This window comes from Nocardioides sp. GCM10028917, from assembly GCF_042666175.1.
In the GTDB taxonomy this organism is placed as follows: domain Bacteria; phylum Actinomycetota; class Actinomycetes; order Propionibacteriales; family Nocardioidaceae; genus Nocardioides.
In genome coordinates this window covers 635,595-656,605 of the sequence record NZ_JBHTFL010000007.1, presented here as the reverse complement: position 1 = coordinate 656,605, position 21,011 = coordinate 635,595, and the positions used below count along the sequence as shown (strand labels likewise).

The following is a 21,011-nucleotide window of genomic DNA, read 5'->3' as shown; positions in this document are numbered from 1 at the left end:
GTCAGGCGAGGGACTCGAGGAGCTCCTCCACCCGTCGCCGGATCTCGTCACGGATCGGCCGGACCGCCTCGATGCCCTGCCCGGCCGGGTCGTCGAGCTGCCAGTCCTCGTAGCGCTTGCCCGGGTGGAACGGGCAGGCGTCGCCGCAGCCCATCGTGATGACGACGTCGGAGGCCCGCACGGCCGTGTCGCTGAGGAGCTTCGGCTGCTGGGCGGCGATGTCGATGCCGACCTCGGCCATGGCCGCCACGGCGACCGGGTTGACCGTCCCGGCCGGCGCCGAGCCGGCCGAGAGCACCTCGACCCGGTCGCCCGCGAGGTGCCTCAACCAGCCTGCGGCCATCTGCGAGCGGCCGGCGTTGTGGACGCAGACGAAGAGCACGGTGGCGCTTGGCGTGGGGGTGGTCATCGAACCCTCTCGTGGATGGACCGGGCGGGCGCTGGGTCGGGGAAGCGCTTGCGCAGGGCGAGGCTGACGTAGACGAGGGCCACCAGCACCGGCACCTCGATCAGGGGTCCGACGACGCCGGCGAGCGCCTGTCCGGAAGTCACGCCGAAGGTCGCGATGGCGACCGCGATCGCCAGCTCGAAGTTGTTGCCCGCCGCGGTGAAGGCGAGGGTCGTGGTGCGCTCGTACGTCATCCCGAGCGCGTTGCCGAGCAGGAAGCCGCCGCCCCACATGACCGCGAAGTAGACCAGCAGCGGAAGGGCGATGCGTGCGACGTCGAGCGGTCGGCTGGTGACCTGCTCGCCCTGGAGGGCGAAGAGCACGACGATCGTGAAGAGCAGGCCGACCAGCGCCCACGGGCTCACGCGCGGGAGGAAGGTCGACTCGTACCACTCGCGGCCGCGGAGGCGCTCGCCGTAGGTGCGCGAGAGCCAGCCGAGCAGCAGCGGCACCCCGAGGAACACCAGCACCGACCTCGCGATCTGCCAGGCCGACACGTCGAGCGCGGCGCCCTCCAGCCCGAGCCAGACCGGCAGGGCCTCGAGGTAGAACCAGCCCAGGCCGGCGAAGGCGATCACCTGGAACACCGAGTTGAGGGCCACCAGAACGGCGGCGGCCTCGCGGTCGCCGCACGCGAGGTCGTTCCAGATGATGACCATCGCGATGCAGCGGGCGAGGCCGACGATGATCAGCCCGGTGCGGTAGGCGGGGAGGTCGGGAAGCATCAGCCAGGCCAGCGCGAACATCAGCGCGGGTCCCAGCACCCAGTTGAGGGAGAGCGACGCGACGAGCATGCGGCGGTCGGCGGTGACCGTGTCGAGGCGGTCGTAGCGCACCTTGGCCAGGACGGGGTACATCATCACCAGGAGGCCGACCGCGATCGGCAGCGAGATCCCGTCGACCTCCACGGCGGAGAGCACGTCGTCCAGAGCCGGGACCGCTCGACCGAGGACGAGCCCGGCGGCCATGGCGAGACCGATCCACAGCGGCAGGAAGCGGTCGAGGGTGGAGAGTCCTGCCGCGGCCCCTTCGCTCATGCGCTGCCGCCGATGAGGGTGGCGAGGTCCGCCAGCACCTCGCGACGGACGGCGTAGTAGACCCAGACGCCGCGCTTGGTGCGGTCGAGCAGCCCGGCCTCGTGCAGCACCTTGAGGTGGTGGCTGATGGTCGGCTGCGACAGGTCGAAGGCGTCGTTGAGGTCGCAGACGCAGGCCTCGCCTCCGTCGCTCGCCGCCACGATGGAGACCAGCCGGAGCCGGACCGGGTCGGCGAGCGCCTTCATCAGCGGCGCCACGCGCTCGGCGCGGTCGGCTGACAGCGGCGCCCGGACCAGGGGCGAGCAGCACGCGACCGTCTCGACGGGAGTGAGGGTCAACTCAGACTTCGACACAGGTCGATATTGACAGACATCGATGTGTAGTGCAATCTCAACACATCGACAACCATCAATATGAACGGAGCACCACCATGTCCCGCCTGCAGCTCGCCCTCAACGTCGACGACCTCGAGACGTCGATCGCCTTCTACTCCACGCTCTTCGGCGCCGAGCCCCACAAGGTCCGCCCCGGCTACGCCAACTTCGCCGTGGCGCAGCCGCCGCTCAAGCTGGTCCTCATCGAGAACCCCGGCCACGGCGGCAGCGTCAACCACCTCGGCGTCGAGGTGGAGGACGTCGACACCGTCGACACCGAGCTGACCCGCCTCGCCGCGGCGGGCCTCGCGACGACGGAGGAGCGCGACACCACCTGCTGCTACGCCAAGCAGGACAAGTTCTGGGTGCAGGGCACGCCGGACGGCGAGCGCTGGGAGGTCTACGCGATCACCGACGACCTGGCCGACCCGGCCGACGTGGTGGTCGAGGAGTCGCGCAAGCAGCTGACCGGGGATGCCCAGCCCTGCTGTGCCTGACCCGAGGAAGGTGTCGCGACCTGCGCCCGAGGCAGGCTGAGTCGGGGCTCACACGTCACGCAATTCACGGGAACACCTCCCGTACCGCTAGCGTTGTGCCCACAGTCGCCCGGCCGGTCTTGCCCCGGGCGCAGGTCGTCGCTGGAAATGCGACACCCTTCCTCAGCACTTGAGGCACGTACGCCGCAGCAGATACAGCGGCTCACGGTGGCGAGACGCCTACCGAAAGCAACTCACATGACCTTCGCCGAACTCGGCGTGCCCGCTTCGCTTGCCCAGATCCTGGAGCAGCAGGGCATCACCACTCCCACTCCTATCCAGGCCGCGACGCTGCCCGACAGCCTCGCCGGCCGCGACGTCCTCGGCCGTGGCCGCACCGGCTCCGGCAAGACGTACGCCTTCCTCCTCCCGCTGGTCGCCCGCCTCGACGCGAGCAAGCTCCCGGCCATGCCGCGCAAGCCGCGCGCCCTGATCCTCGCCCCGACGCGCGAGCTCGTCGGCCAGATCGAGGCCTCCCTCGCTCCTCTTGCCAAGGCCGCCGGCCTGACGACGCGCACCGTCTTCGGCGGCGTCGGCCAGAACCCGCAGGTCACCGCGCTGAAGAAGGGCGTCGACATCGTCATCGCCTGCCCCGGTCGCCTCGAGGACCTGATGGGCCAGGGCTACGCGGACCTCTCCGCCGTCGAGGTCACCATCCTCGACGAGGCCGACCACATGGCCGACCTCGGCTTCCTGCCCGGCGTGCGCCGGATCATGGACAAGACGCCCCGGCAGGGCCAGCGGATGCTGTTCTCCGCCACCCTCGACAAGGCGATCGACGTGCTGGTCAAGCGCTACCTCGACAAGCCGATGACCCACGAGGCCGACTCGGCGCAGTCGCCGGTCGCCACGATGCACCACCACGTGCTGCACCTCAGCCGCGAGCAGCGGGTGCCCGTGCTGGTCGACCTGACCAGCGCGCCCGGACGCACGGTGGTCTTCACCCGCACCAAGCACGGCGCGAAGGCGCTGGCCCGCCAGCTCAACAAGAGCGGCGTGCCCACGGTCGACCTGCACGGCAACCTGTCGCAGAACGCCCGCACCCGGAACATGGAGGCGTTCCACTCCGGCAGCGCCACCACCCTGGTCGCGACAGACATCGCGGCGCGCGGCATCCACGTCGACGACGTCTCGCTCGTCGTCCACGCCGACCCGCCGGTCGAGCACAAGGCCTACCTCCACCGCTCCGGTCGTACGGCCCGCGCCGGCGCCGAAGGCACGGTCATCACGCTGATGACCGACGAGCAGGTGCGCGACGTGCGCGACCTGACCCGCCTGGCCGGGATCAAGCCGACGACCACCAAGGTCCACGGCCCCGGTCACCCCATGCTCGTCCAGCTCGCCCCGGGTGAGCGCAGCACCCCCGGCGGCCTCGTCATCGACGTGCCCACCTCGGGCGGCGGCGGTCGTTCGACCGGCGCCAACGCCCAGCGCAAGCGGGCTCGCAGCCAGGGCCAGACCAACGGGCAGTCGCGCCGCGGCAACCCGACCAGCTACACCAGCGAGACCCCCAGCGGGTCGCCCACCGGCGGCGGCCAGCGTCGTCGCTCCGGCGGCGGCCAGGGTGGCGGTCAGCAGGGCGGCTCCGGCGGTCAGGGCGGCGGCGGCAACCGTCGTCGTCGCGGCGGTCAGGGCGGCGGCCAGGGCGGCGGCCAGGGCGGCCAGTCCCGCAGCGGCGGCCACAGCGCCGCGTCGTTCAGCCGCGGTCGCTGACCGGCGTACTCGCCACTGAGTCTGCGAGAGACTCAACGTGCATCCCGGGCGTGTCGCGCGCCCGGCCCTGAAGCACCCGTACTGGCCCGTGAGTCTCTGGGAGACTCACGGGCCAGTACGTCGTTGCGCGGCCTCCACCGGCACCGTCGGCGAGTCGGGCGACGCCGTCACGGAATGCCGCGCGGCCCACGCTGGTTCATCCTTCAACCAACCAGGAGGGCGGGACCGATGCCTGACTTCGACTTCTCCGTGCTCGGCACGCGTGAGCACCCCACGCTGGGCCTCGACACGTTCGGCGACGCACCGCTCGACGGCGCGCCGGCGAACCACGCCGAGACGCTGCGGCAGACGGTTGCGGAGGCGGTGCTCGCGGACCGCGTCGGCGTGGACTACGTCGGACTGGGCGAGCACCACCGCCCCGACTACGCCATCTCGGCGCCCGACGTCGTGCTCGCGGCGATCGCCGGGCAGACCGAGCGGATCCGGCTCGGCACCGGCGTCACCGTGCTGTCCTCCGACGACCCGATCCGGGTCTACCAGCGCTTCGCCACCCTCGACGCGGTGAGCAGCGGTCGCGCGGAGGTGCAGCTGGGCCGCGGGTCGTTCGTCGAGTCGTTCGGCCTCTTCGGGCTGGAGCTGTCCGACTACGACCGGCTGTTCGCCGAGAAGCTCGACCTCTTCGCCGCGCTCCAGGACGAGGGTCCCGTGTCGTGGGAGGGCACCGTCCGCCCGCCGCTGGTGGACCAGCGGGTCTACCCGACGACGGCCGCGGGCCGCCTGCCCGCCTGGATCGGCGTCGGAGGCACCCCGCAGTCGGTGGTGCGTGCCGCGCAGTACGGCATGCCGCTGATGCTGGCCGTCATCGGCGGCTCGCCGGCGGGCTTCGTCCAGCTCGCCGACCTCTACCGTGAGGCGCTCGGCCGGCTGGAGCTGCCCGAGCTCCCGATCGGCATGCACTCCCCGGGCCACGTGGCGGCCACCGACGAGGAGGCCCGCGAGCAGCTCTACCCGAACCAGGCCGAGCTCTACACCCGCATCGGACGCGAACGCGGCTGGCCGCCGTACTCCCGCATCCAGTTCGAGCAGGCGGCCTCGCGGGAGGGCGCGCTGTTCGTCGGATCCCCGGAGACGGTCGCGCAGAAGATCGCGTGGGCGGCACGCACCCTGGGCCTGAGCCGCTTCCAGCTGAAGTACTCCGTCGGCTCGCTCCCGCACGACCAGAGGATGGAGTCCGTGCGCCTCTACGGCGAGGAAGTCATCCCGCGGGTCCGCGAGCTCCTGCGGGCGGGAGCGGGCTCCTAGAGGCGCCCTCCTAGGCTGACTCGCATGCGCTCCTGGATCCAGCGATCGCTGTGGGACGTCGTCCCGCGCGACCAACGAGACACCCCCACGGCCTTCCGTCGACGCCAGGTGGTCGCGGCGGTCGTCGTCCTCGTCGGCGCGGGTGTCCTCGGCTGGTCGCTGCGGCTCGAGCCGGGCGGCAACCTCTTCTACGTCGCGGCCGTCGTGCTGGCCGGCGTCTGGGCGGCCGGTGCCTTCCTGTCCGGCCGCCTCCACCTCGGTCGCATCGCCGGCGAGGGCGAGGTGTTCATCCGGCCGATCCTGGCGCCGATCATGCTCGGCCTGCTGATGGTCGGGGTCTTCGTCCTCGGCGCGCTCGTCGTACGCGAGATCGAGCCGCTGGCGGACTACGTGCGCAGCGTGCTGGAGTACGCCGACCAGGGCTCGCTGGTCCTGCTCGCCGCGATCACCTTCGTCAACGGCATCGCGGAGGAGCTGTTCTTCCGCGGCGCGATGTACGCCGCGATCCCGCGCCACCCGGTGCTCTGGACGACGATCGCCTACGTCGTGGCCACGCTCGCGACCGGCAACGTGATGCTCGCCTTCGCCGCGATCCTGCTCGGCACGGTCTGCGGCCTCGAGCGGCGGGCCAGCGGTGGCATCCTCGCCCCGATCCTGACCCACATCACGTGGTCGCTGTCGATGCTGTTCCTGCTGCCGCTACTTTTCTGAGGTCTCGCGCTCGGCCAGTGCGCGACGTACGGACTCGCGGTAGGACAGCGGCTCTCCGGGCACGACGTCGCGGATCGAGGTGTCCTTGACGACCACCTCGTGCGACATCGAGTCGATGAGGTTGCGCCCGGTCGTGGCGTCGACGTCCGTGACGAGCGCCAGCCAGTACGACGACAGGCGCGGCGTCAGCACCGGGACCGTGACGATCGGGATGGTGCGGCCGTTCATCGACTCGGCGGCCACCCGCATCATCTCGAGGTAGGTCAGCTGCTCGGTGCCGCCGATCTCGAAGACCCGCCCCATCGCCTGCTCCTCGTCGACGACGCCGACGATGTAGCGGACGACGTCGTCGAGCGCGATCGGCTGGGTGCGGGTGTGGACCCACTTGGGCACGACCATCGCCGGGAGGTTCTTCACCAGCTGCCGCGTGATCTCCCACGAGATGCCGCCGTGCCCGACCACGATCGCGGCGCGCAGCACCGTCACCGGTACGCCGTCCTGGCCGAGGAGGTGCTCGACCTCGCGTCGTGAGCGCAGGTGGGCGGAGAGGTCCTCGTCGTCGTCGCCGAGACCGCCCATGTAGACGATCTGCCTCACCCCGGCAGCGGCTGCTGCGGCGCTGAAGTTGCGCGCGGCCTGCGCGTCCTTGCGCTCGAAGTCCGGGTCGTCGAGGGAGTGGACGAGATAGACCGCGACGTCGGCCCCGGCCAGTGCGGCCTCGAGCGACGCGGGGTCGGAGACGTCCGCACCGACCGGCTCGCCCGGACCGTCGTACGACTCCGGGCGCCGCGTCATCGCCCGGACGTCGTGCCCGGCGTCGAGCAGGGCGGGGACGAGGCGGCGGCCGATGAAGCCGGTGGCGCCGGTGACGAGGACGGTCGACATGTCCCTACTCTGCCAGCCGCGCCCGCATCGATGCCTCAGACCTGCGCGGGGGTGCGGCCCCGGCGCGCGTCGATGCGCGCCATGGCCGGGGTCGCGGTGATCCCGTGCAGGAGCACCGAGACGATGACGGTGAAGGCGACCGTCGACCAGAGCCACGGCTCGTCGGGGACGTGCTCGTGGCTCGTCGCGTAGGCCAGGTAGTAGAGCGAGCCGACGCCACGGACGCCGAAGAAGGCGACCGCGACCATCTCGCCGCGGTCGAGCCCGCCGTCCTTCTCACCGTCGCGGGCCCGTAGCGCCAGCGCGAGGTAGCCGGTGACGGGGCGCACCACCAGCACGAGCGCCAGGGCGACGGCGACGCCGCGCCAGTCCAGGTGCTCGAGCAGGCCCTGCGTCATCGCCATGCCCAGGACGAGCAGCACCAGCAGCGTCATCAGCCGCTCGAGGCGCTCGACGAGACCGTGCATCGCCCGGTGGTAGGAGTGGTTGCGCTCGGAGTCGCGCAGCCGGATCGCGCACACGAAGACCGCGAGGAAGCCGTAGCCGCCCAACAGCTCCGCGGCGCCGTACGACGCCAGCAGTGCGGCCAGCGCGAGCAGGGGCTCACCGACCTCGGCCAGGCGCAGGGTGTCGGCCCGCGCGTGGAAGGCCTGGCGGCCGAGGAGCCAGCCGACGACGACGCCGACCGCGACGCCGATGACGATCTTGCCGACGACGTACCAGCCCACCCACTCGACCGCGTCGGCGAGCCCGAACCCACCCGCCAGCAGCAGGAGGGCGAGGTGCACGAACGGAAAGGCGAGCCCGTCGTTCATCCCGGCCTCCGCGGTGAGCGCGAAGCGGATGTCGTCGTCCTCGTCGGGCGCCTCGGTCGGGTCCTCGCCCTCGGGCCGGTCGACGTCCTCGGTGAGCGGCTCGCCCACCTGGACGTCCGAGGCCAGCACGGGGTCGGTCGGCGCGAGCGTGGCGCCGAGGAGCAGGGCGACGGCCGGCGCCAGGCCGGCCACCCACCACCCGAGCAGCATGGTGCCGGCGATCGTGAGCGGCATGGTGATGAGCAGCAGCCGCCACACCGGTGACCAGGTCCGCCAGGACGTCCACGACCTCGCCTCGAGCACCCGGTCGATGGCCAGGCCGACGCCCATGAGCGAGACCAGCACCGTGAACTCGGTGACGTGCGTGACGAGGTCGCGGTGGTCCTGCGGATCGAGGCTCATCTCGTCGACCATCGGCAACAGGCCGAAGGCCATGCCGACGCCCACCAGCACCATCGGCGGGGAGAGGGCGATCCGGCGCGTGGCGTGGGGCAGCACGATGGCGAGCAGGAGCGACCCCCCGAGCAGGAAGTAGACCGCACCCCCTGTCATCGCGCGCGCCTGCCGTCGTACGCCGCCTGGCTGTCGTCGATCGCCTGCTCGTAGGCGGTGACGAGGCCGGCGATCGTCAGCGGCTTGAGGCGGTGGATGAACTCGCGCAGCTGCTCGGCGGTGTAGCCCGCCTCGCGGAACTGCGGCCACACCTTGGTGCGCACGATCTCGGAGAGCTCCTCGGCGACCTGGCGGCCGTGCTCGGCGTAGACCTCCGCGACCGCCTGCGCGGCATCGGGGGAGATGCCCATGCCCGACAGGCCGCCCGGCACGTCGACGTCGCGGTCGCCGGTGACGGGCGCGAGCAGGGAGAGGTGGCGGGCGATGTCGGACGGCGTGGCGGTGTCGGGGATCTGCTCGACGTACTTCTCGATCGCCGACAGCGTGAAGCCGTGGCCCTGCAGCTCGCGGACCAGCTCGAGGCGGGCGACGTGGTCGGGCCCGTAGTAGCCGGAGCGGCCGCGTCGTACGGGGGAGGGGACCAGGCCGCGCGAGGCGTAGAACCGCACGTTGCGTGCGCTGACGCCGGTGCGCTCGGTCAGCTCGTCCAGGGTCAGCAGCTCGTCGTCGTGCCCGGGATGCAGCTCGGTCTCCACCGGACCATCCTCTCCTCAGCAGCCCCTCCCGCTGGAGACCCCGTCGGGTGGGTGACGCGCGCCACACCTGTTGGACTGTGACAGTAATGGTGTCACAATCAGCCACATGGCAGAAGCATTCGTCTACGACCACATCCGCACACCTCGCGGCCGCGGCAAGGCCGTCGGCTCGCTGCACGAGGTGAAGCCGGTGGACCTGGTCGTCGGACTCCTCGACGAGCTCAAGACCCGCAACCCCACGCTCGACCCGGCCCGCGTCGACGACGTCGTGCTCGGCGTCGTGACCCCCATCGGTGACCAGGGCGGCGACATCGCCAAGACCGCTGCACTCAAGGCCGGCTACCCCGAGACCGTCGCCGGCGTGCAGCTCAACCGCTTCTGCGCCTCGGGCCTCGAGGCGGTCAACCAGGCCGCCCAGCGCGTGCGCTCGGGGTTCGAGGACCTCGTCATCGCCGGCGGCGTCGAGTCGATGAGCCGCGTGCCGATGGGCAGCGACGGCGGCGCCTGGGCGATGGACCCGGCCACCGCCCTCCAGACCGGCTTCGTGCCGCAGGGCATCGGCGCCGACCTGATCGCGACGATCGAGGGCTGGAACCGGGAGGACGTCGACGCCTACGCCGCCGAGTCGCACCACCGCGCCGCCAAGGCGTGGGCCAACGGCTACTTCGACGGCGCCGTCATCCCGGTCAAGGACCTCAGCGGCGTGACCGTCCTCGACCGCGACGAGACCGTCCGTCCCGACACGTCCGTCGAGGGCCTCGCCGGGCTCAAGCCGTCGTTCGCCCAGATCGGTCGCGACGCGGGCTTCGACGACGTGGCGCTCGAGAAGTACCACTGGATCCCCGCGATCGACCACGTCCACCACGCCGGCAACTCGTCGGGCATCGTCGACGGCGCGGCCGTGATGGCGATCGGCACCGAGGAGGTCGGTACGTCGCTGGGCCTGACGCCGCGGGCGCGGATCATCTCGACCGCCGTCTCGGGCGCCGACCCGACGATCATGCTCACCGGCCCCGCCCCCGCCGCGCGCAAGGCGCTCGCCCGCGCCGGCCTCGAGGTCGAGGACATCGACCTGTGGGAGATCAACGAGGCCTTCGCCGCCGTCGCGATGCGCTTCATGCGCGACATGGGCATCAGCCACGACGTCACCAACGTCAACGGCGGCGCCATCGCCATGGGCCACCCGCTCGGCGCCACCGGCGCGATGATCCTCGGCACCCTCGTCGACGAGCTCGCCCGGCGGGACCAGAAGCGCGGCCTCGCCACGCTCTGCGTCGGCGGCGGCATGGGGATCGCGACCGTGGTGGAGATGGTGTGAGGCGCGCAGCGCCGAAACCAGCTCCGACACCGTCATCGGTGGTCGAGTGGCGCCCACGGCTGAGGGACGAAGCCGTGATGGCGCTGTATCGAGACCCGATCCACTGACAAGCAACCCCTACCGAGTGCCAGGTCTCGATACGGACCTCGTTCCTCGGCCCTACTCGACCAGCGAGAGAACATGACCGACACCAGCACCCAGACCGCCGTCCGCTACGACCGCGACAGCGACGGCATCGTCACCCTGACGCTCGACGACCCGACGGCCAGCGCCAACACGATGAACGAGCTCTACCAGTCATCGATGGAGGCCGCCGTCCAGCGGCTGCACGACGAGCAGGACGACGTCTCCGGCGTCGTGCTGACCAGCGCCAAGAAGACCTTCTTCGCCGGCGGCGACCTGAAGAGCATGATGACGGCGACGCCCGACGACGCCGAGGAGATCTTCGCGATGGGCGAGGCCGTCAAGGCCAGCCTCCGCCGCCTCGAGACCTTCCCCCGTCCCGTCGTGGCCGCCATCAACGGCGCCGCGCTGGGCGGCGGCCTCGAGATCGCGCTGGCGGCCAACCGCCGGATCGCCGTCGACGACCGCTCGGTGAAGATCGGGCTGCCCGAGGCCACGCTCGGCCTGCTCCCCGGCGGCGGCGGCGTCACCCGCGTCGTACGCATGCTCGGGCTCCAGTCCGCGCTGATGGACGTCCTCATGCCGGGCACCCAGTTCGACCCGCAGGGCGCGCTGGCCAAGGGCCTCGTCGACGCCGTCGTGCCGACCCGCGAGGAGCTCGTCCCTGCCGCGAAGGCGTGGATCGTCGAGCACCGCGACGACGAGGACGCGGCGAAGAACCCCTGGGACCGCGCGGGCTACAAGATGCCCGGCGGCACCCCGAGGACGCCCGCACTCGCCCAGTTCCTGCCGGCCTTCCCGGCCCTGCTCCGCAAGCAGACCAAGGGCGCCGTCTACCCCGCGCCGCGCGCCATCATGAGCGCCGCGGTCGAGGGCGCACAGGTGGACTTCGACACCGCGTCGCGCATCGAGAGCCGCTACTTCACCAACCTGGTCGTCAGCCAGCAGGCCAAGAACATGATCCAGGCCTTCTTCTTCGACCTCCAGGCGATCAACTCCGGCTCGCTGCGTCCGCAGGGCATCGAGCGCTGGCAGGCGACGAAGGTGGCGGTCCTCGGCGCCGGGATGATGGGCGCCGGCATCGCCTACTCCTGCGCCCGCGCCGGCATGCAGGTCGTCCTCAAGGACGTCTCGCTCGAGGCGGCCGAGAAGGGCAAGGCCTACACCGCCAAGCTCAACGCCAAGGGCGTCGAGCGCGGGAAGATCACGCAGGACAAGGCTGACGAGCTCCTCGGCCGCATCACGCCCACCGGTGACGCGGCCGACCTGGCCGGCTGCGACCTCGTCATCGAGGCCGTCTTCGAGGACCCGTCCCTCAAGGCGAAGGTCTTCGCCGAGGTGGCGCCGTACGTCGACGACGACGCGCTGCTGTGCTCCAACACCTCGACGCTGCCGATCACCGAGCTCGCGACGGGTGTCGACCGCCCGGCGGACTTCATCGGGCTGCACTTCTTCAGCCCGGTCGACAAGATGCCGCTGGTCGAGATCATCCGCGGCAAGGAGACCTCCGACGCCGCGCTGGCGAAGGCGTACGACGTCGTGCAGCAGATCCGCAAGACGCCGATCGTCGTCAACGACTCGCGCGGCTTCTACACCTCGCGCGTCATCGGCACCCAGATCAACGAGGGCCTGGCGATGCTCGCCGAGGGCGTCCACCCGGTCTCGCTGGAGCGCGCCGCGACGTCGGCCGGCTTCCCGGTCGGGCCGCTGCAGATCAGCGACGAGCTGAACATGGAGCTGATGAAGAAGATCCGCGTCGCCAACGAGGCGGCCTGGAAGGCGGCAGGCAGGGACGTCGCCGCCGACCCGTCGACCGCGGTCGTCGAGACGATGATCGGCCTCGGCCGGCCCTCGCGGCTCAAGGGCGCGGGCTTCTACGACTACGACGGCGACGGACGTCGTACGACGCTGTGGCCCGGGCTCGCCGAGCACTTCCCGGTCGCGGAGCAGCAGCCGCCGATCCGCGACGTGCGCGACCGGATGCTGTTCATCGAGGCGCTCGAGACGGCGAAGTGCTTCGAGGAGGGTGTGATCACCTCGGCCGCCGCGGCCAACATCGGCTCGATCATGGGCATCGGCTTCCCGGCGCTCACCGGTGGAGCGGCGCAGTTCATGACCGGCTGGCAGGCGCTCGACGAGACCGGCCACGGTGCCGGCCCGGTGGGCCTGCAGGCCTTCCTCGACCGTGCCGACGAGCTCGCCGAGGCGTACGGCGAGCGCTTCCGGCCGACGGCGTACCTCCGCGACCTCGCGGCGAAGGGCGAGACCTTCCCCGCCTGACCCGGAGGTCGAGTCGGCGCAGCCTGATCAGGATGCGCCGACTCGACGCGTTTCCGGGGCGAGGATGCGCCGACTCGGCGAGAATCGTGCGGTGAGCCAGACCCCCGTCGTCGTCGTCCGCGACCTGCACGTCCGTTTCGGCGACGTCGAGGCCGTCTCCGGCGTCGACCTGACCGCCGACAGCGGCCGCGCCACGGCCCTCCTCGGGCGCAACGGCGCCGGCAAGTCGACGACCATGAAGGTGCTCGCCGCGGTGGTGCCGCCCACCTCCGGTGTGGTCACCGTCGCCGGCCACGACGCCGCCACCGACGCCCTCGGCGTCAAGCGCGCCGTCGGCTACTGCCCCGACGTCGGCGGCCTGGTCCCGCGGGCCACGCCGTGGGAGCACCTGCAGCTCAGCGCGCGCCTGCGGCGGATGGACGACTGGGAGGAGCGCGGACGCGACCTCCTCGAGCGCTTCGAGCTCGGCGACGTCGCACACCGGGTGGTCGGTGGCTTCAGCCACGGCATGAGCCGCCGCCTCAGTGTGGTGCTCGCGGCCCTCCACGAGCCGGACGTGCTGCTGCTCGACGAGCCCTTCGACGGCGTCGACCCGCTCGGCGTCGAGGCGACCCTGGAGGTCGTCGCCGACGCCCGCGCCCGCGGCGCCTGCGTCCTGCTCTCCACCCACCTGCGCGACCTCGCGCTCGAGGCCTGCGGCGAGGCGGTCGTGCTGCGTGGCGGCAACCGCGTCGCCGCCATGCAGGCCGGCGACCTCACCGGCGAGGCCTACCGTGCCCTCCTCGACTGAGCCCGCACGCGCGAGCGGCGGCTGGGGGGACGCGCTGCGCGACGCCGGTCACCTCGTCGCGTTCCGCGCCCGGACCGTACGCCGTCGCGGTGCTGCGTTCCTCGGGGCCGGCGGGGTGCTGCTGCTGACGGTCCTCTTCGCCGTCGGTCCCGCCGACGTCGATGCCGGCGGGGCGTTGGGCGACGTGCTCGACACCCTCGTCGACGCCCTGCGCGGCAACATCGGTGCGGCCATGGCGGGAACGCTGCTGCTGTCCGTCGTGTCGTCGACGAGCTCGGGGGGAGGCCGCGAGCTGCTCTCGCGCAGCGAGGCCTCCATCCACCCGCTCAGCCCGCGCACGGAGCACCTGGGTGCCCTCGCCCTCGCCCCGCTCAACCTCGCCTGGATCATCCAGGTCTGGGGACTGCTGGCCGTCGTCGCGCTCGTCACGCCCGGTGCCGCACGTCTGGGCGCCCAGGTGGTGGTCGTGACGTGGGTGCTCGCGGCGACCGCGCTGGGCCAGGTCGTCGGCTGGACGGTCGAGGGCGTACGACGGACCCCGCACGGCGTGCTCACCGTTCGGGTCGCGGGCATCGCGCTCGCGCTCGTCGTCGTCGCCCTGCACCTGACCGGGCGACTGCGACCGGTCGTCGAGGCGCTGCCGACGACGTGGCTCGCCGAGGCCATGCAGGACGACCGCTGGCCCCTTGCGGCCCTCGGTCTGGTCGCTGTCGCCGTTCTTGCCGTCGCCGTGGGGGGCGTTCCCGCGTCCTGGGCGCTCGGGCTGCCGCCGCGCGAGGAGCTGCGGGTGCAGTCGGGTGTGCACGAGGCGCGCCCCGTGCCCGAGCCGCGCTGGGGCTCCGCCGACCGCGCCCTCCTGCGCCGTCTCGACCGCGGGTCGGTGTGGCGATCGGTCGGCATGCGCCGCGGGCTGATGGTCCTCGGGATCGGCCCCGGTCTCGTCGCGCTCGTCGCCGGACTCGAGTGGGGGACCGTGCTGCTGCTCCCCGGCCTGACCGCGAGCGGCGCAGCGCTGCTCTTCGGTGTCAACGCCTGGTGCCTGGACGGCAAGGGCATGATCTGGCGCGAGACCCTTCCGGTGTCCTCGGCCGACGTGTTCGACGTACGCGCCCTCGTGGTCGCCGAGTGCATGGCGGCCGTGTCGGGGGTGACCGTCGTGCTCGCGCTGCTGCGCAACGGCCTGCCGCCGCTCGTGACCGGCGTCGCCGTCGCGTCGTGCTGGCTGGTCGTCCTCGTGCAGGTGCTGGCGATCGTGATGACCTGGTCGGTCCGGTCGCCGTACTCCGCCGACCTGTCCTCGCCCCGCGCGACGCCCGCGCCGCACGCCGCGATGGCCGGCTACGCCGGGCGCCTCTCGCTCATCACCACGCTGACCGCGATGCTCTTCACCGCCCTCGCCGCGCTGCCGTGGGCCTGGGCGCCCGCCGTGGCGGCCGTGCCCTTCCTCGCCTGGTCGACCCGTCGCCTCCTCCGCGCCCGCCGTCGCTGGCTGGACGGGGACGAGCGCGCACGGGTCGTGCTCACCGTCGCCGCCGTGTGAGGTCTGGCCTGGGTCTGGTCTGTCTCTGGTCGGTTTCCCCGCTCGAGCGGGGAAACCGACTCCTGGAGGCCGTTGCAACGGCCTCCAGGTGACGGACTTCCCCTACAAGTCGCGGATGAGCGGCCTCAGGACTGCGGGAGCCGCCGGTTGATGTCCTCGCTCATCCGCGTGATCGCGACGTAGAACTCGCACATCATGCGGAAGAAGCACAGGTAGAGCAGCCCGCCGAGGGGACTGACGATCAGCGTGACGATGCCGACGCCCGGGTTGTCGCCGAAGAAGCCGCTGACGGCGAAGAACAGCGTGCCGAGCCCGATCGCGATCAGGCCGATGATGTAGACGACCTTGATGATCATGGGCGTCACGAACGTCGTGAAGCTCATGTCGAACAGGGCGCCGAAGAACCCCTTCGTGCTCGGCTGCCCCACGGGCGGCCCGCCGCCGCCGTACGGCCCACCCCCGCCGCCGTAGGAGCCGCCGCCGTAGGAGCCTCCGCCGGGGTAGGAGCTCCCGCCGTAGGACCCGCTGGGTGGCGAGGAGGGCGTCTGGCCGTAGGGGACGGTGGGCTGGTCGCCGTACGGGTTCTGCGGGTCGGGTTGCGACATGGATCCTCCTGGGCTGGGTGGGGTGCGGTGGCTTCCTGCCCCGAAGCGCGGCGGTCAAACGCCAGGAAGGGTGACGATCGTGATCGCCTGCCGCTGCTGACCGCGGCGGTCGTCGGGCTCACCGCCCGCTCGCGGCTGCCCCTGGTCCCCCGGTGAGGCCGGTTGAGGCAGGGCAGGGCGGGGGAGGGCAGCGGGTCAGCGGGTGACGGACACCCGGGCGGACCGGGTGCGGCCGTCGAGGGCGCGTACGACGACCCGGCGGAGGTCGCCGAGCGAGCGGGTCGCCGCCCGCTCCGCGCGACGTGGTGCCGGCGGGGCCACGACCGCGTCGCGGAGGGCGGCCGCCTGCGCCTCGAACCACCCCGTGATCTCGGCGAGGGCCGGGTCGGGAAGTGGCCCCACCGCGTCGACCTGCGCGACGACCTGGAACGCCGCCGTCGCGGTGACGCAGGTGGCGCACGAGGCGCCGACGGACAGCGCGCGGTTGGTCGGCCGCGCCCGGGTGCCCGGCCCGATCACGATGACCTGCACCGCGAGCGCCGTCGCCCGGCAGTCCCAGCAGTCCTGGGTCCAGGCCGACGCGACGTTGTCGAAGCGCGCCGCGGCGGGGCCGGGCACGTAGATCACCTGCAGCACCGCGCTCTCCCCGCGGCAGCCATGGCAGGTGGTCACGGTGGTCGCCATCACATCGGCCTTCAGGTCGCCCTCGCGGACCACGACCTCGTCGACGACGACGTCGCGGTCGTCGCGGCGCTGGTCGCTCGGCTGGGCGCTGGCGACGAGGTCGAGGTGGCGGCGCTCGTCGACCGGCCCCCGCGCGGTCGCCTCGGCGGCGCCGGCCAGCAGCAGCGTCGCCACGACTGCGTGGGCGAGCACGGCGCGCGCGGTCATGCCTGGTCCTCGACGACGAAGTTGTCCGCGACCGCGGCCGCGATGTCGACCAGCGCGTCGCGCGTACGACGGTGCAGCGCGGACATGTCGGTCAGCGCGCCGGGCTCGAGGGCGTCGTCCCACGGGACGGTGACGACGCGGGCGCACCTCTTCTCGAAGTGCCGTCTCATCGGCTCGGGCGGCTCGCTCCCGCGCCTCTCCGCGTTGACCACCACGACCGTCCGGGCGACGAGGTCGTCGAACCCGTGCTGGTCCATCCAGTCCAGCGTCAGCGCCCCGGCCCGCCCGCCGTCCAGCCCGGCCCGCACCACCAGCACGACCTGGTCGGCCTCGGTCAGCAGGCCCTGGTTGGCGCTGTCGAGGATGCCGGTGCCGGTGTCGAGCAGGATCAGGTTGTAGAAGCGGTCGAGCAGCCCGATCAGCCGGTGGTAGTCGTCGCGCGCCAGTGCCATCCCGATGCCGGGGTCGTCGTCGGAGGCGAGCACCTCGAGCCGTGACTGGAGGCCTTGCGAGGTGTAGCGCCGCAGCGCGGCGTACGTCGTGATCCGGTCGAGGTCGCGCAGCACGTCGGTCACGGTGCGGTCGTGCGGCGGCGCCACCCGGTGGGCGAGGTTGCCCGCGTCGGGGTTGGCGTCCACGGCGATCACGCGGTCGCCGCGCAGCAGCGCGAAGGTGCTGCCCAGGGCGAGCGTGATCGTGGTCTTCCCGACGCCGCCCTTGCGGCTCATCACCACCACCCGGCGGGAGCCGTCGATCGGCGTGCGCAGCCGGCACTCGAGCTCGCGGCGGCGCTGCTCCGGGAGGCTCGGCCCGGGGTTGAGCACGTGGCCGCTGCCGCGGTAGACCGCGCCGCGCCAGCCCTGCGTCGGGACCGGCGCCGGAGCGGCGTACATCACCTCGTCGGTGAAGTCGGCGGCGGAGACGACCCGGGGCGGGTCGGGCGCGACGCTCGGCTCGTACGTCTCCTGCGGGCGCGCCGCGAGCCTGCTCCGCACCAGCAGGACCAGGCTCACCGCGACCCGCCACAGCGCCAGCACGACGCCCAGGATCGGCAGCAGCAGCAGGGCGATCGACACGACCGCCAGCGCCATCGCCGCCCAGTCGCGTCGCTCCCAGGCAAGGTCGAAGACCAGCTGCTGCAACCGGACTCCGTCGCGGCCACGTTCGAGGAACTCCGGCAGGTACCAGATCGCCCAGGCGAACGCGCCGATCAGCAGCGGGACGACGACGACCACCCAGCCGGTCACGAAGCGGCGGGAGCGCGGACGCAGCTCGGTCACCCGCGGGTCGGTGGGGTGCCCCGGACGCAGGCTCCGCAGCACCGGACCGACGCGGGCGAACAGGTCGGGCACGCCGGCGAGGTCGGAGAGCACGTAGTAGCCGTCGAAGCGGACGACCGGGATGAGCTGCTGGAGCATCTGGAACTGCAGGACCAGCGCGGTCAGGAGGAGCACGCCGCTGCCGGTCGCGACGTACGCCGCCGCGAGCACCAGCACCGTGAGTGCGTTGAAGTGCAGCCCGCCGAGGTCGGTGCGCACCCGGCCGACCCGGCCGAGGCGGTAGGAGTCGGTCACGTCGGTGTAGAAGGCGGGGAAGACGAGGTACAGCCCGAAGCCGATCTCGCCCGGGGTCGCACCGCCGTAGCGGCAGGCGGCCGCGTGCCCGAGCTCGTGGACGATGGCCGCGGCCGTGAGCATGCCGTAGATCAGCAGGGCGATCGTCGGGGTGGCGAAGAGCTCCCCGATGGCGGCCCAGAAGTCGCCCCGCATCACGAGGACGACGTCCGCGACGACGAGCGCGGCGAGCACGAGCGCCACCAGCGGCGGCCAGAAGACCGGGACCAGGACGCGGGCCAGCTTGTCGACGATCCGGGCCGGCACCAGCGTGCCCTTGGCGGTCAGCACCAGGAGCGGCCGTGCCCGCACCGAACGCGTCGGTTCGGGCGACTCGTCGGGGACCACCAGCCCGAGCGGCTCGAGCCGGGTGGTGACCAGGTGGGCCAGGCCGTCGACGCTCAACGTCCGGCCGTACGCCGCGCTCACGTCGTCGGCCACCTGCTCGGCCGGGCGGGGTGGCTCGACGGCGCGCACCACCAGGTGGAGCAGCTCGGACAGCTGCACCACCTGGTCGTCCACCCGCCGCACCAGGAAGGTCGGGTCCTTGAGGCCGGATCCCTGGACGGGGCCCAGGAACTCCAGGCCGCGCGCCTGCCGCCACCGCTGCCCGGTGGCGGGTGGTGGCGTGGTCGTCCGGTGGTCTGCGGTCGTCAGGTTCATCGCTCTGGGTGCTCTGTCTGCTCTGTGCTCCGGATGTGGATCGGGTGACAGCGGCGGGTGCGCCAGAGCCAACGCACCCGCCGCCGGGTCTCACGGCATGTGCATCTGCACCGAGGCGAGGTACTGCAACGCCAGTGCATTGGCCTGGGAACCGATCGTGGCCGCGTTGACGGCGAGGGCGAGGTTGACGCCCACGACGTTGGTGACGTTCACGCACGCGAACTGGCAGCTCAACGTCTCCCGTCGGGGCAGCGGCGTGGCCGTCTCGGCATCGAGGTCGGCCATGGCGAGCTCGGGTCGGACCATGCCGGTTCACCTCCTCTCGTGCTGGTCGGGAACGGAGGACCATGACCCTCGCGTGGCCTCCCCCTCCGCAGGGAGGCCACGCGCGGTCGTCAGCCCTGGTAGACCGTGATCGCCTGCCACGCTCCGCTGTTCGCGGAGGAGTAGAAGGTCGCGGCGTTGAGAGCCATGGACGAGTTGTTCGCCACGAGGTTGGCGAAGTTGGTGTTGCCGAAGGTCAGCGTCTCCCGGGTCGGAAGAAGCTCCGTGCGCTCGGTGTCGAGCTCGGCGAATGACAGTTCCCGCATGATGTTCACCTCCCCTCTGGGTGCGGTTGGTCTGGCGGGGACATCGGACACGACCTCGCGTGACTCCTGCGTGACCGCGCCGTACCACCGAGGACCAGCCGGGTCCTGGACCGTGACCGGTCCAGACGTCGACCCCAATCGTGGGGAGATCCGCGTCGGCCGCTCGCCCGTAGGGGTGGAAGCGCGTCAGGCTGCCCGCACGGGATGACCGCGCCTCAGACGCGAGGCGCGGTGCTGGGGAGGGATGTCTCGGTGATCGACCATGCGGGAGACCAGTCGCGCCACCAGAGTCGCCACTAGCCGTGGCCTGAGCCTCCTCGGCGAGTGGCAGCTCGTCGTGGACGGCGACATCGTCGCGCTCGGCGGCCGCGAGCAGCGCCTGTGCGCGCTGCTCGCGCTCAGCGGCACGCGAGCCCGCGCGCAGGTCGCCGGCACGCTGTGGCCGGACAGCACCGACGCACGTGCGCTGGCCAGCCTCCGACGGGCGGTGGCACAGACCCACCAGCGCTGCGACGGGCTGCTCGCCGCCGACCGCACCAGCATCGGGCTCGCCGCCGACGTGGTGGTCGACGTCGACGCCCTCCGGGCGGCCGTGACCGAGCCGGTGGCCGAGCGGTCGCTGCTCGTCACGCTGGAGGGGGAGGAGCTGCTCCCCGGCTGGTACGACGCGTGGGTCGAGGAGCACCGCGACGACCTCAGGCGCCAGCGGGTCGACGCACTCGAGCGCCTCGCCGTTCGGGCGCTCGAGCAGGGCGACACCGGGCTCGCGGAGGACGCCGCGCGAGCCGTGGCCCGCCGCGAGCCGCTGCGGGAGTCGGCGAGCGCGCTGGTCATCCGCGCGCTCCTCGGACGTGACGACCGGGCCGGAGCCGTGCGCGAGCTCGAGCGCTACCGCGAGGTCGTCCACACCGAGCTCGGGGTGGTGCCGTCGCCCGCGCTGGTGAGGCTCGTCGAGGCCGCGCCGGTCGCTGTCACGGTCGCTGCGCGGGTCCCGACCACCGTCCGCGTCCCCGCCCCCGTCGCCGTCCCGGTCGCGGTCCCGGGATCAGTGGCGCGGCCCGCTCCTCCCGTGGCCGTGCCCGCCCCGCGGCGCGCCCCACCCCCCGGACCACCGCCCCCACCGATCTCCCTGTCCCCCACGGGGCCGGCCGGATCGTCCTGGCGGGCGACCGCCTCCCGGGTCGCGGTGGGGGCGGCACTCGTCCTGGCAGCGTCGCTGTCGATCGCCAACCTTGGCCCTGACCGCAAGCAGCCCGCCCCGGCTCCTGCGGGTGGTACCGCTGACCAGCCGACCGGATCGCCCGCCGAGTCGGGCGGGGACGGCCGGGCTCCGGCCGCCCGCGAGGTCCTGGTGCGTCCGGTCGCCGCCGTCGACGGAGCGGCGGCCTTCGTCGTCCGCGCCACCCAGCGCCCGGCCCGGGTCCGGTTCGAGGTCGCCGGACCGTCCGGCAACAGCGTCGTACGCAGCGTCGTCGTCCGCAGCCGCGACGGCAACCGGCTCGTCCTCGCCGGGCTCGACGGCGGCACCTACGAGTGGTCCGCGACCTCGCCCACGGCCGCGCCCGTCGCCGGCCAGGTCCGCGTCGCCGACGTCGAGGCTCCCGCGCTCGCCGCGGCAGGTGAGCCGAG

Annotated in this window: 20 protein-coding genes; 9 read left to right on the top strand and 11 right to left on the bottom strand. The window is 72.5% G+C overall.

The features are described 5' to 3' along the window. Position 1 precedes the first annotated feature (1 nt). From ACFQW6_RS12520 to ACFQW6_RS12510, 3 genes are read right to left on the bottom strand one after another with little or no spacing between them, the layout of a single operon-like run. On the bottom strand, positions 2-409 hold the full coding sequence (locus tag ACFQW6_RS12520) for an arsenate reductase ArsC (protein ID WP_378545391.1): 408 nt from the start codon (positions 407-409) through the stop codon (positions 2-4). Beyond that, complete coding sequence (arsB, locus tag ACFQW6_RS12515; protein ID WP_378545388.1) at positions 406-1,485, bottom strand: ACR3 family arsenite efflux transporter; 1,080 nt, start codon at positions 1,483-1,485, stop codon at positions 406-408. Before arsB ends, ACFQW6_RS12520 begins: the two co-directional genes overlap by 4 nt. Next, positions 1,482-1,823 carry a metalloregulator ArsR/SmtB family transcription factor gene (locus tag ACFQW6_RS12510; protein ID WP_378545385.1) on the bottom strand — a complete coding sequence of 114 codons (342 nt, stop codon included), beginning with the start codon at positions 1,821-1,823 and terminating at the stop codon, positions 1,482-1,484. The genes arsB and ACFQW6_RS12510 overlap by 4 nt, the downstream gene beginning before the upstream one ends. Positions 1,824-1,915: 92 nt before the next feature. On the opposite strand from ACFQW6_RS12510, the gene ACFQW6_RS12505 reads away from it, so the two are divergent. From ACFQW6_RS12505 to ACFQW6_RS12490, 4 genes are all read left to right on the top strand, one after another. After that, on the top strand, positions 1,916-2,356 hold the full coding sequence (locus ACFQW6_RS12505) for an ArsI/CadI family heavy metal resistance metalloenzyme (RefSeq protein WP_378545382.1): 441 nt from the start codon (positions 1,916-1,918) through the stop codon (positions 2,354-2,356). 237 nt (positions 2,357-2,593) lie between these two features. Beyond that, positions 2,594-4,108: a DEAD/DEAH box helicase gene (locus ACFQW6_RS12500; protein ID WP_378545379.1), complete on the top strand. Its 1,515-nt coding sequence runs from the start codon at positions 2,594-2,596 to the stop codon at positions 4,106-4,108. A 228-nt stretch (positions 4,109-4,336) separates the two neighbouring features. Next, entirely contained in the window at positions 4,337-5,410 is a 1,074-nt protein-coding gene (locus ACFQW6_RS12495) for an LLM class flavin-dependent oxidoreductase (RefSeq protein WP_378545377.1), read from the top strand. A 24-nt stretch (positions 5,411-5,434) separates the two neighbouring features. Further along, positions 5,435-6,121, top strand: a complete 687-nt coding sequence (locus ACFQW6_RS12490; RefSeq protein WP_378545375.1) for a CPBP family intramembrane glutamic endopeptidase — start codon at positions 5,435-5,437, stop codon at positions 6,119-6,121. Here ACFQW6_RS12490 and ACFQW6_RS12485 read toward each other — a convergent pair. From ACFQW6_RS12485 to ACFQW6_RS12475, 3 genes are read right to left on the bottom strand one after another with little or no spacing between them, the layout of a single operon-like run. Next, positions 6,110-7,006, bottom strand: a complete 897-nt coding sequence (locus ACFQW6_RS12485; protein WP_378545373.1) for an NAD(P)H-binding protein — start codon at positions 7,004-7,006, stop codon at positions 6,110-6,112. The two genes, ACFQW6_RS12490 and ACFQW6_RS12485, sit on opposite strands and share 12 nt — an antisense overlap. 35 nt (positions 7,007-7,041) lie before the next feature. Further along, positions 7,042-8,373 carry a cation:proton antiporter gene (locus ACFQW6_RS12480; protein ID WP_378545371.1) on the bottom strand — a complete coding sequence of 444 codons (1,332 nt, stop codon included), beginning with the start codon at positions 8,371-8,373 and terminating at the stop codon, positions 7,042-7,044. Beyond that, on the bottom strand, positions 8,370-8,969 hold the full coding sequence (locus ACFQW6_RS12475; protein WP_378545369.1) for a helix-turn-helix domain-containing protein: 600 nt from the start codon (positions 8,967-8,969) through the stop codon (positions 8,370-8,372). The genes ACFQW6_RS12480 and ACFQW6_RS12475 overlap by 4 nt, the downstream gene beginning before the upstream one ends. Positions 8,970-9,075: 106 nt before the next feature. Between ACFQW6_RS12475 and ACFQW6_RS12470 the strand changes: the two genes are divergently transcribed. The 4 genes from ACFQW6_RS12470 to ACFQW6_RS12455 all read left to right on the top strand — a co-directional run bounded on the left by ACFQW6_RS12470 (position 9,076) and on the right by ACFQW6_RS12455 (position 15,020). After that, entirely contained in the window at positions 9,076-10,287 is a 1,212-nt protein-coding gene (locus ACFQW6_RS12470) for an acetyl-CoA C-acetyltransferase (RefSeq protein WP_378545366.1), read from the top strand. Positions 10,288-10,467: 180 nt separating this feature from the next. Continuing rightward, positions 10,468-12,690, top strand: coding sequence for a 3-hydroxyacyl-CoA dehydrogenase NAD-binding domain-containing protein (locus ACFQW6_RS12465; RefSeq protein ID WP_378545363.1), 2,223 nt, complete (start codon positions 10,468-10,470; stop codon positions 12,688-12,690). A 91-nt stretch (positions 12,691-12,781) separates the two neighbouring features. Further along, positions 12,782-13,480: an ABC transporter ATP-binding protein gene (locus ACFQW6_RS12460; RefSeq protein ID WP_378545360.1), complete on the top strand. Its 699-nt coding sequence runs from the start codon at positions 12,782-12,784 to the stop codon at positions 13,478-13,480. Further along, positions 13,464-15,020, top strand: coding sequence for a hypothetical protein (locus ACFQW6_RS12455; protein WP_378545357.1), 1,557 nt, complete (start codon positions 13,464-13,466; stop codon positions 15,018-15,020). The genes ACFQW6_RS12460 and ACFQW6_RS12455 overlap by 17 nt, the downstream gene beginning before the upstream one ends. A 125-nt stretch (positions 15,021-15,145) precedes the next feature. Here the strand turns inward: ACFQW6_RS12455 and ACFQW6_RS12450 are convergent, their stop codons facing one another. The 5 genes from ACFQW6_RS12450 to ACFQW6_RS12430 form a co-directional block, all read right to left on the bottom strand. Then, a complete protein-coding gene (locus tag ACFQW6_RS12450; RefSeq protein ID WP_378545355.1) occupies positions 15,146-15,625 on the bottom strand; it encodes a DUF4282 domain-containing protein in 480 nt (159 codons plus the stop codon). Between the two features lie 195 nt (positions 15,626-15,820). Next, the gene (locus ACFQW6_RS12445) at positions 15,821-16,516 is read right to left on the bottom strand and encodes a hypothetical protein (RefSeq protein ID WP_378545352.1); all 696 of its coding nucleotides are present in this window, start codon (positions 16,514-16,516) and stop codon (positions 15,821-15,823) included. Then, the gene (locus ACFQW6_RS12440; RefSeq protein ID WP_378545350.1) at positions 16,513-18,792 is read right to left on the bottom strand and encodes a MinD/ParA family protein; all 2,280 of its coding nucleotides are present in this window, start codon (positions 18,790-18,792) and stop codon (positions 16,513-16,515) included. Before ACFQW6_RS12440 ends, ACFQW6_RS12445 begins: the two co-directional genes overlap by 4 nt. A gap of 90 nt (positions 18,793-18,882) precedes the next feature. Further along, positions 18,883-19,098: a hypothetical protein gene (locus ACFQW6_RS12435; protein WP_378545347.1), complete on the bottom strand. Its 216-nt coding sequence runs from the start codon at positions 19,096-19,098 to the stop codon at positions 18,883-18,885. An 89-nt stretch (positions 19,099-19,187) separates the two neighbouring features. After that, positions 19,188-19,382, bottom strand: a complete 195-nt coding sequence (locus ACFQW6_RS12430; protein ID WP_378545343.1) for a hypothetical protein — start codon at positions 19,380-19,382, stop codon at positions 19,188-19,190. A gap of 262 nt (positions 19,383-19,644) precedes the next feature. Between ACFQW6_RS12430 and ACFQW6_RS12425 the strand changes: the two genes are divergently transcribed. Further along, positions 19,645-21,011: BTAD domain-containing putative transcriptional regulator (locus ACFQW6_RS12425; RefSeq protein WP_378545340.1), on the top strand; the 1,367-nt coding region annotated here is incomplete at its 3' end.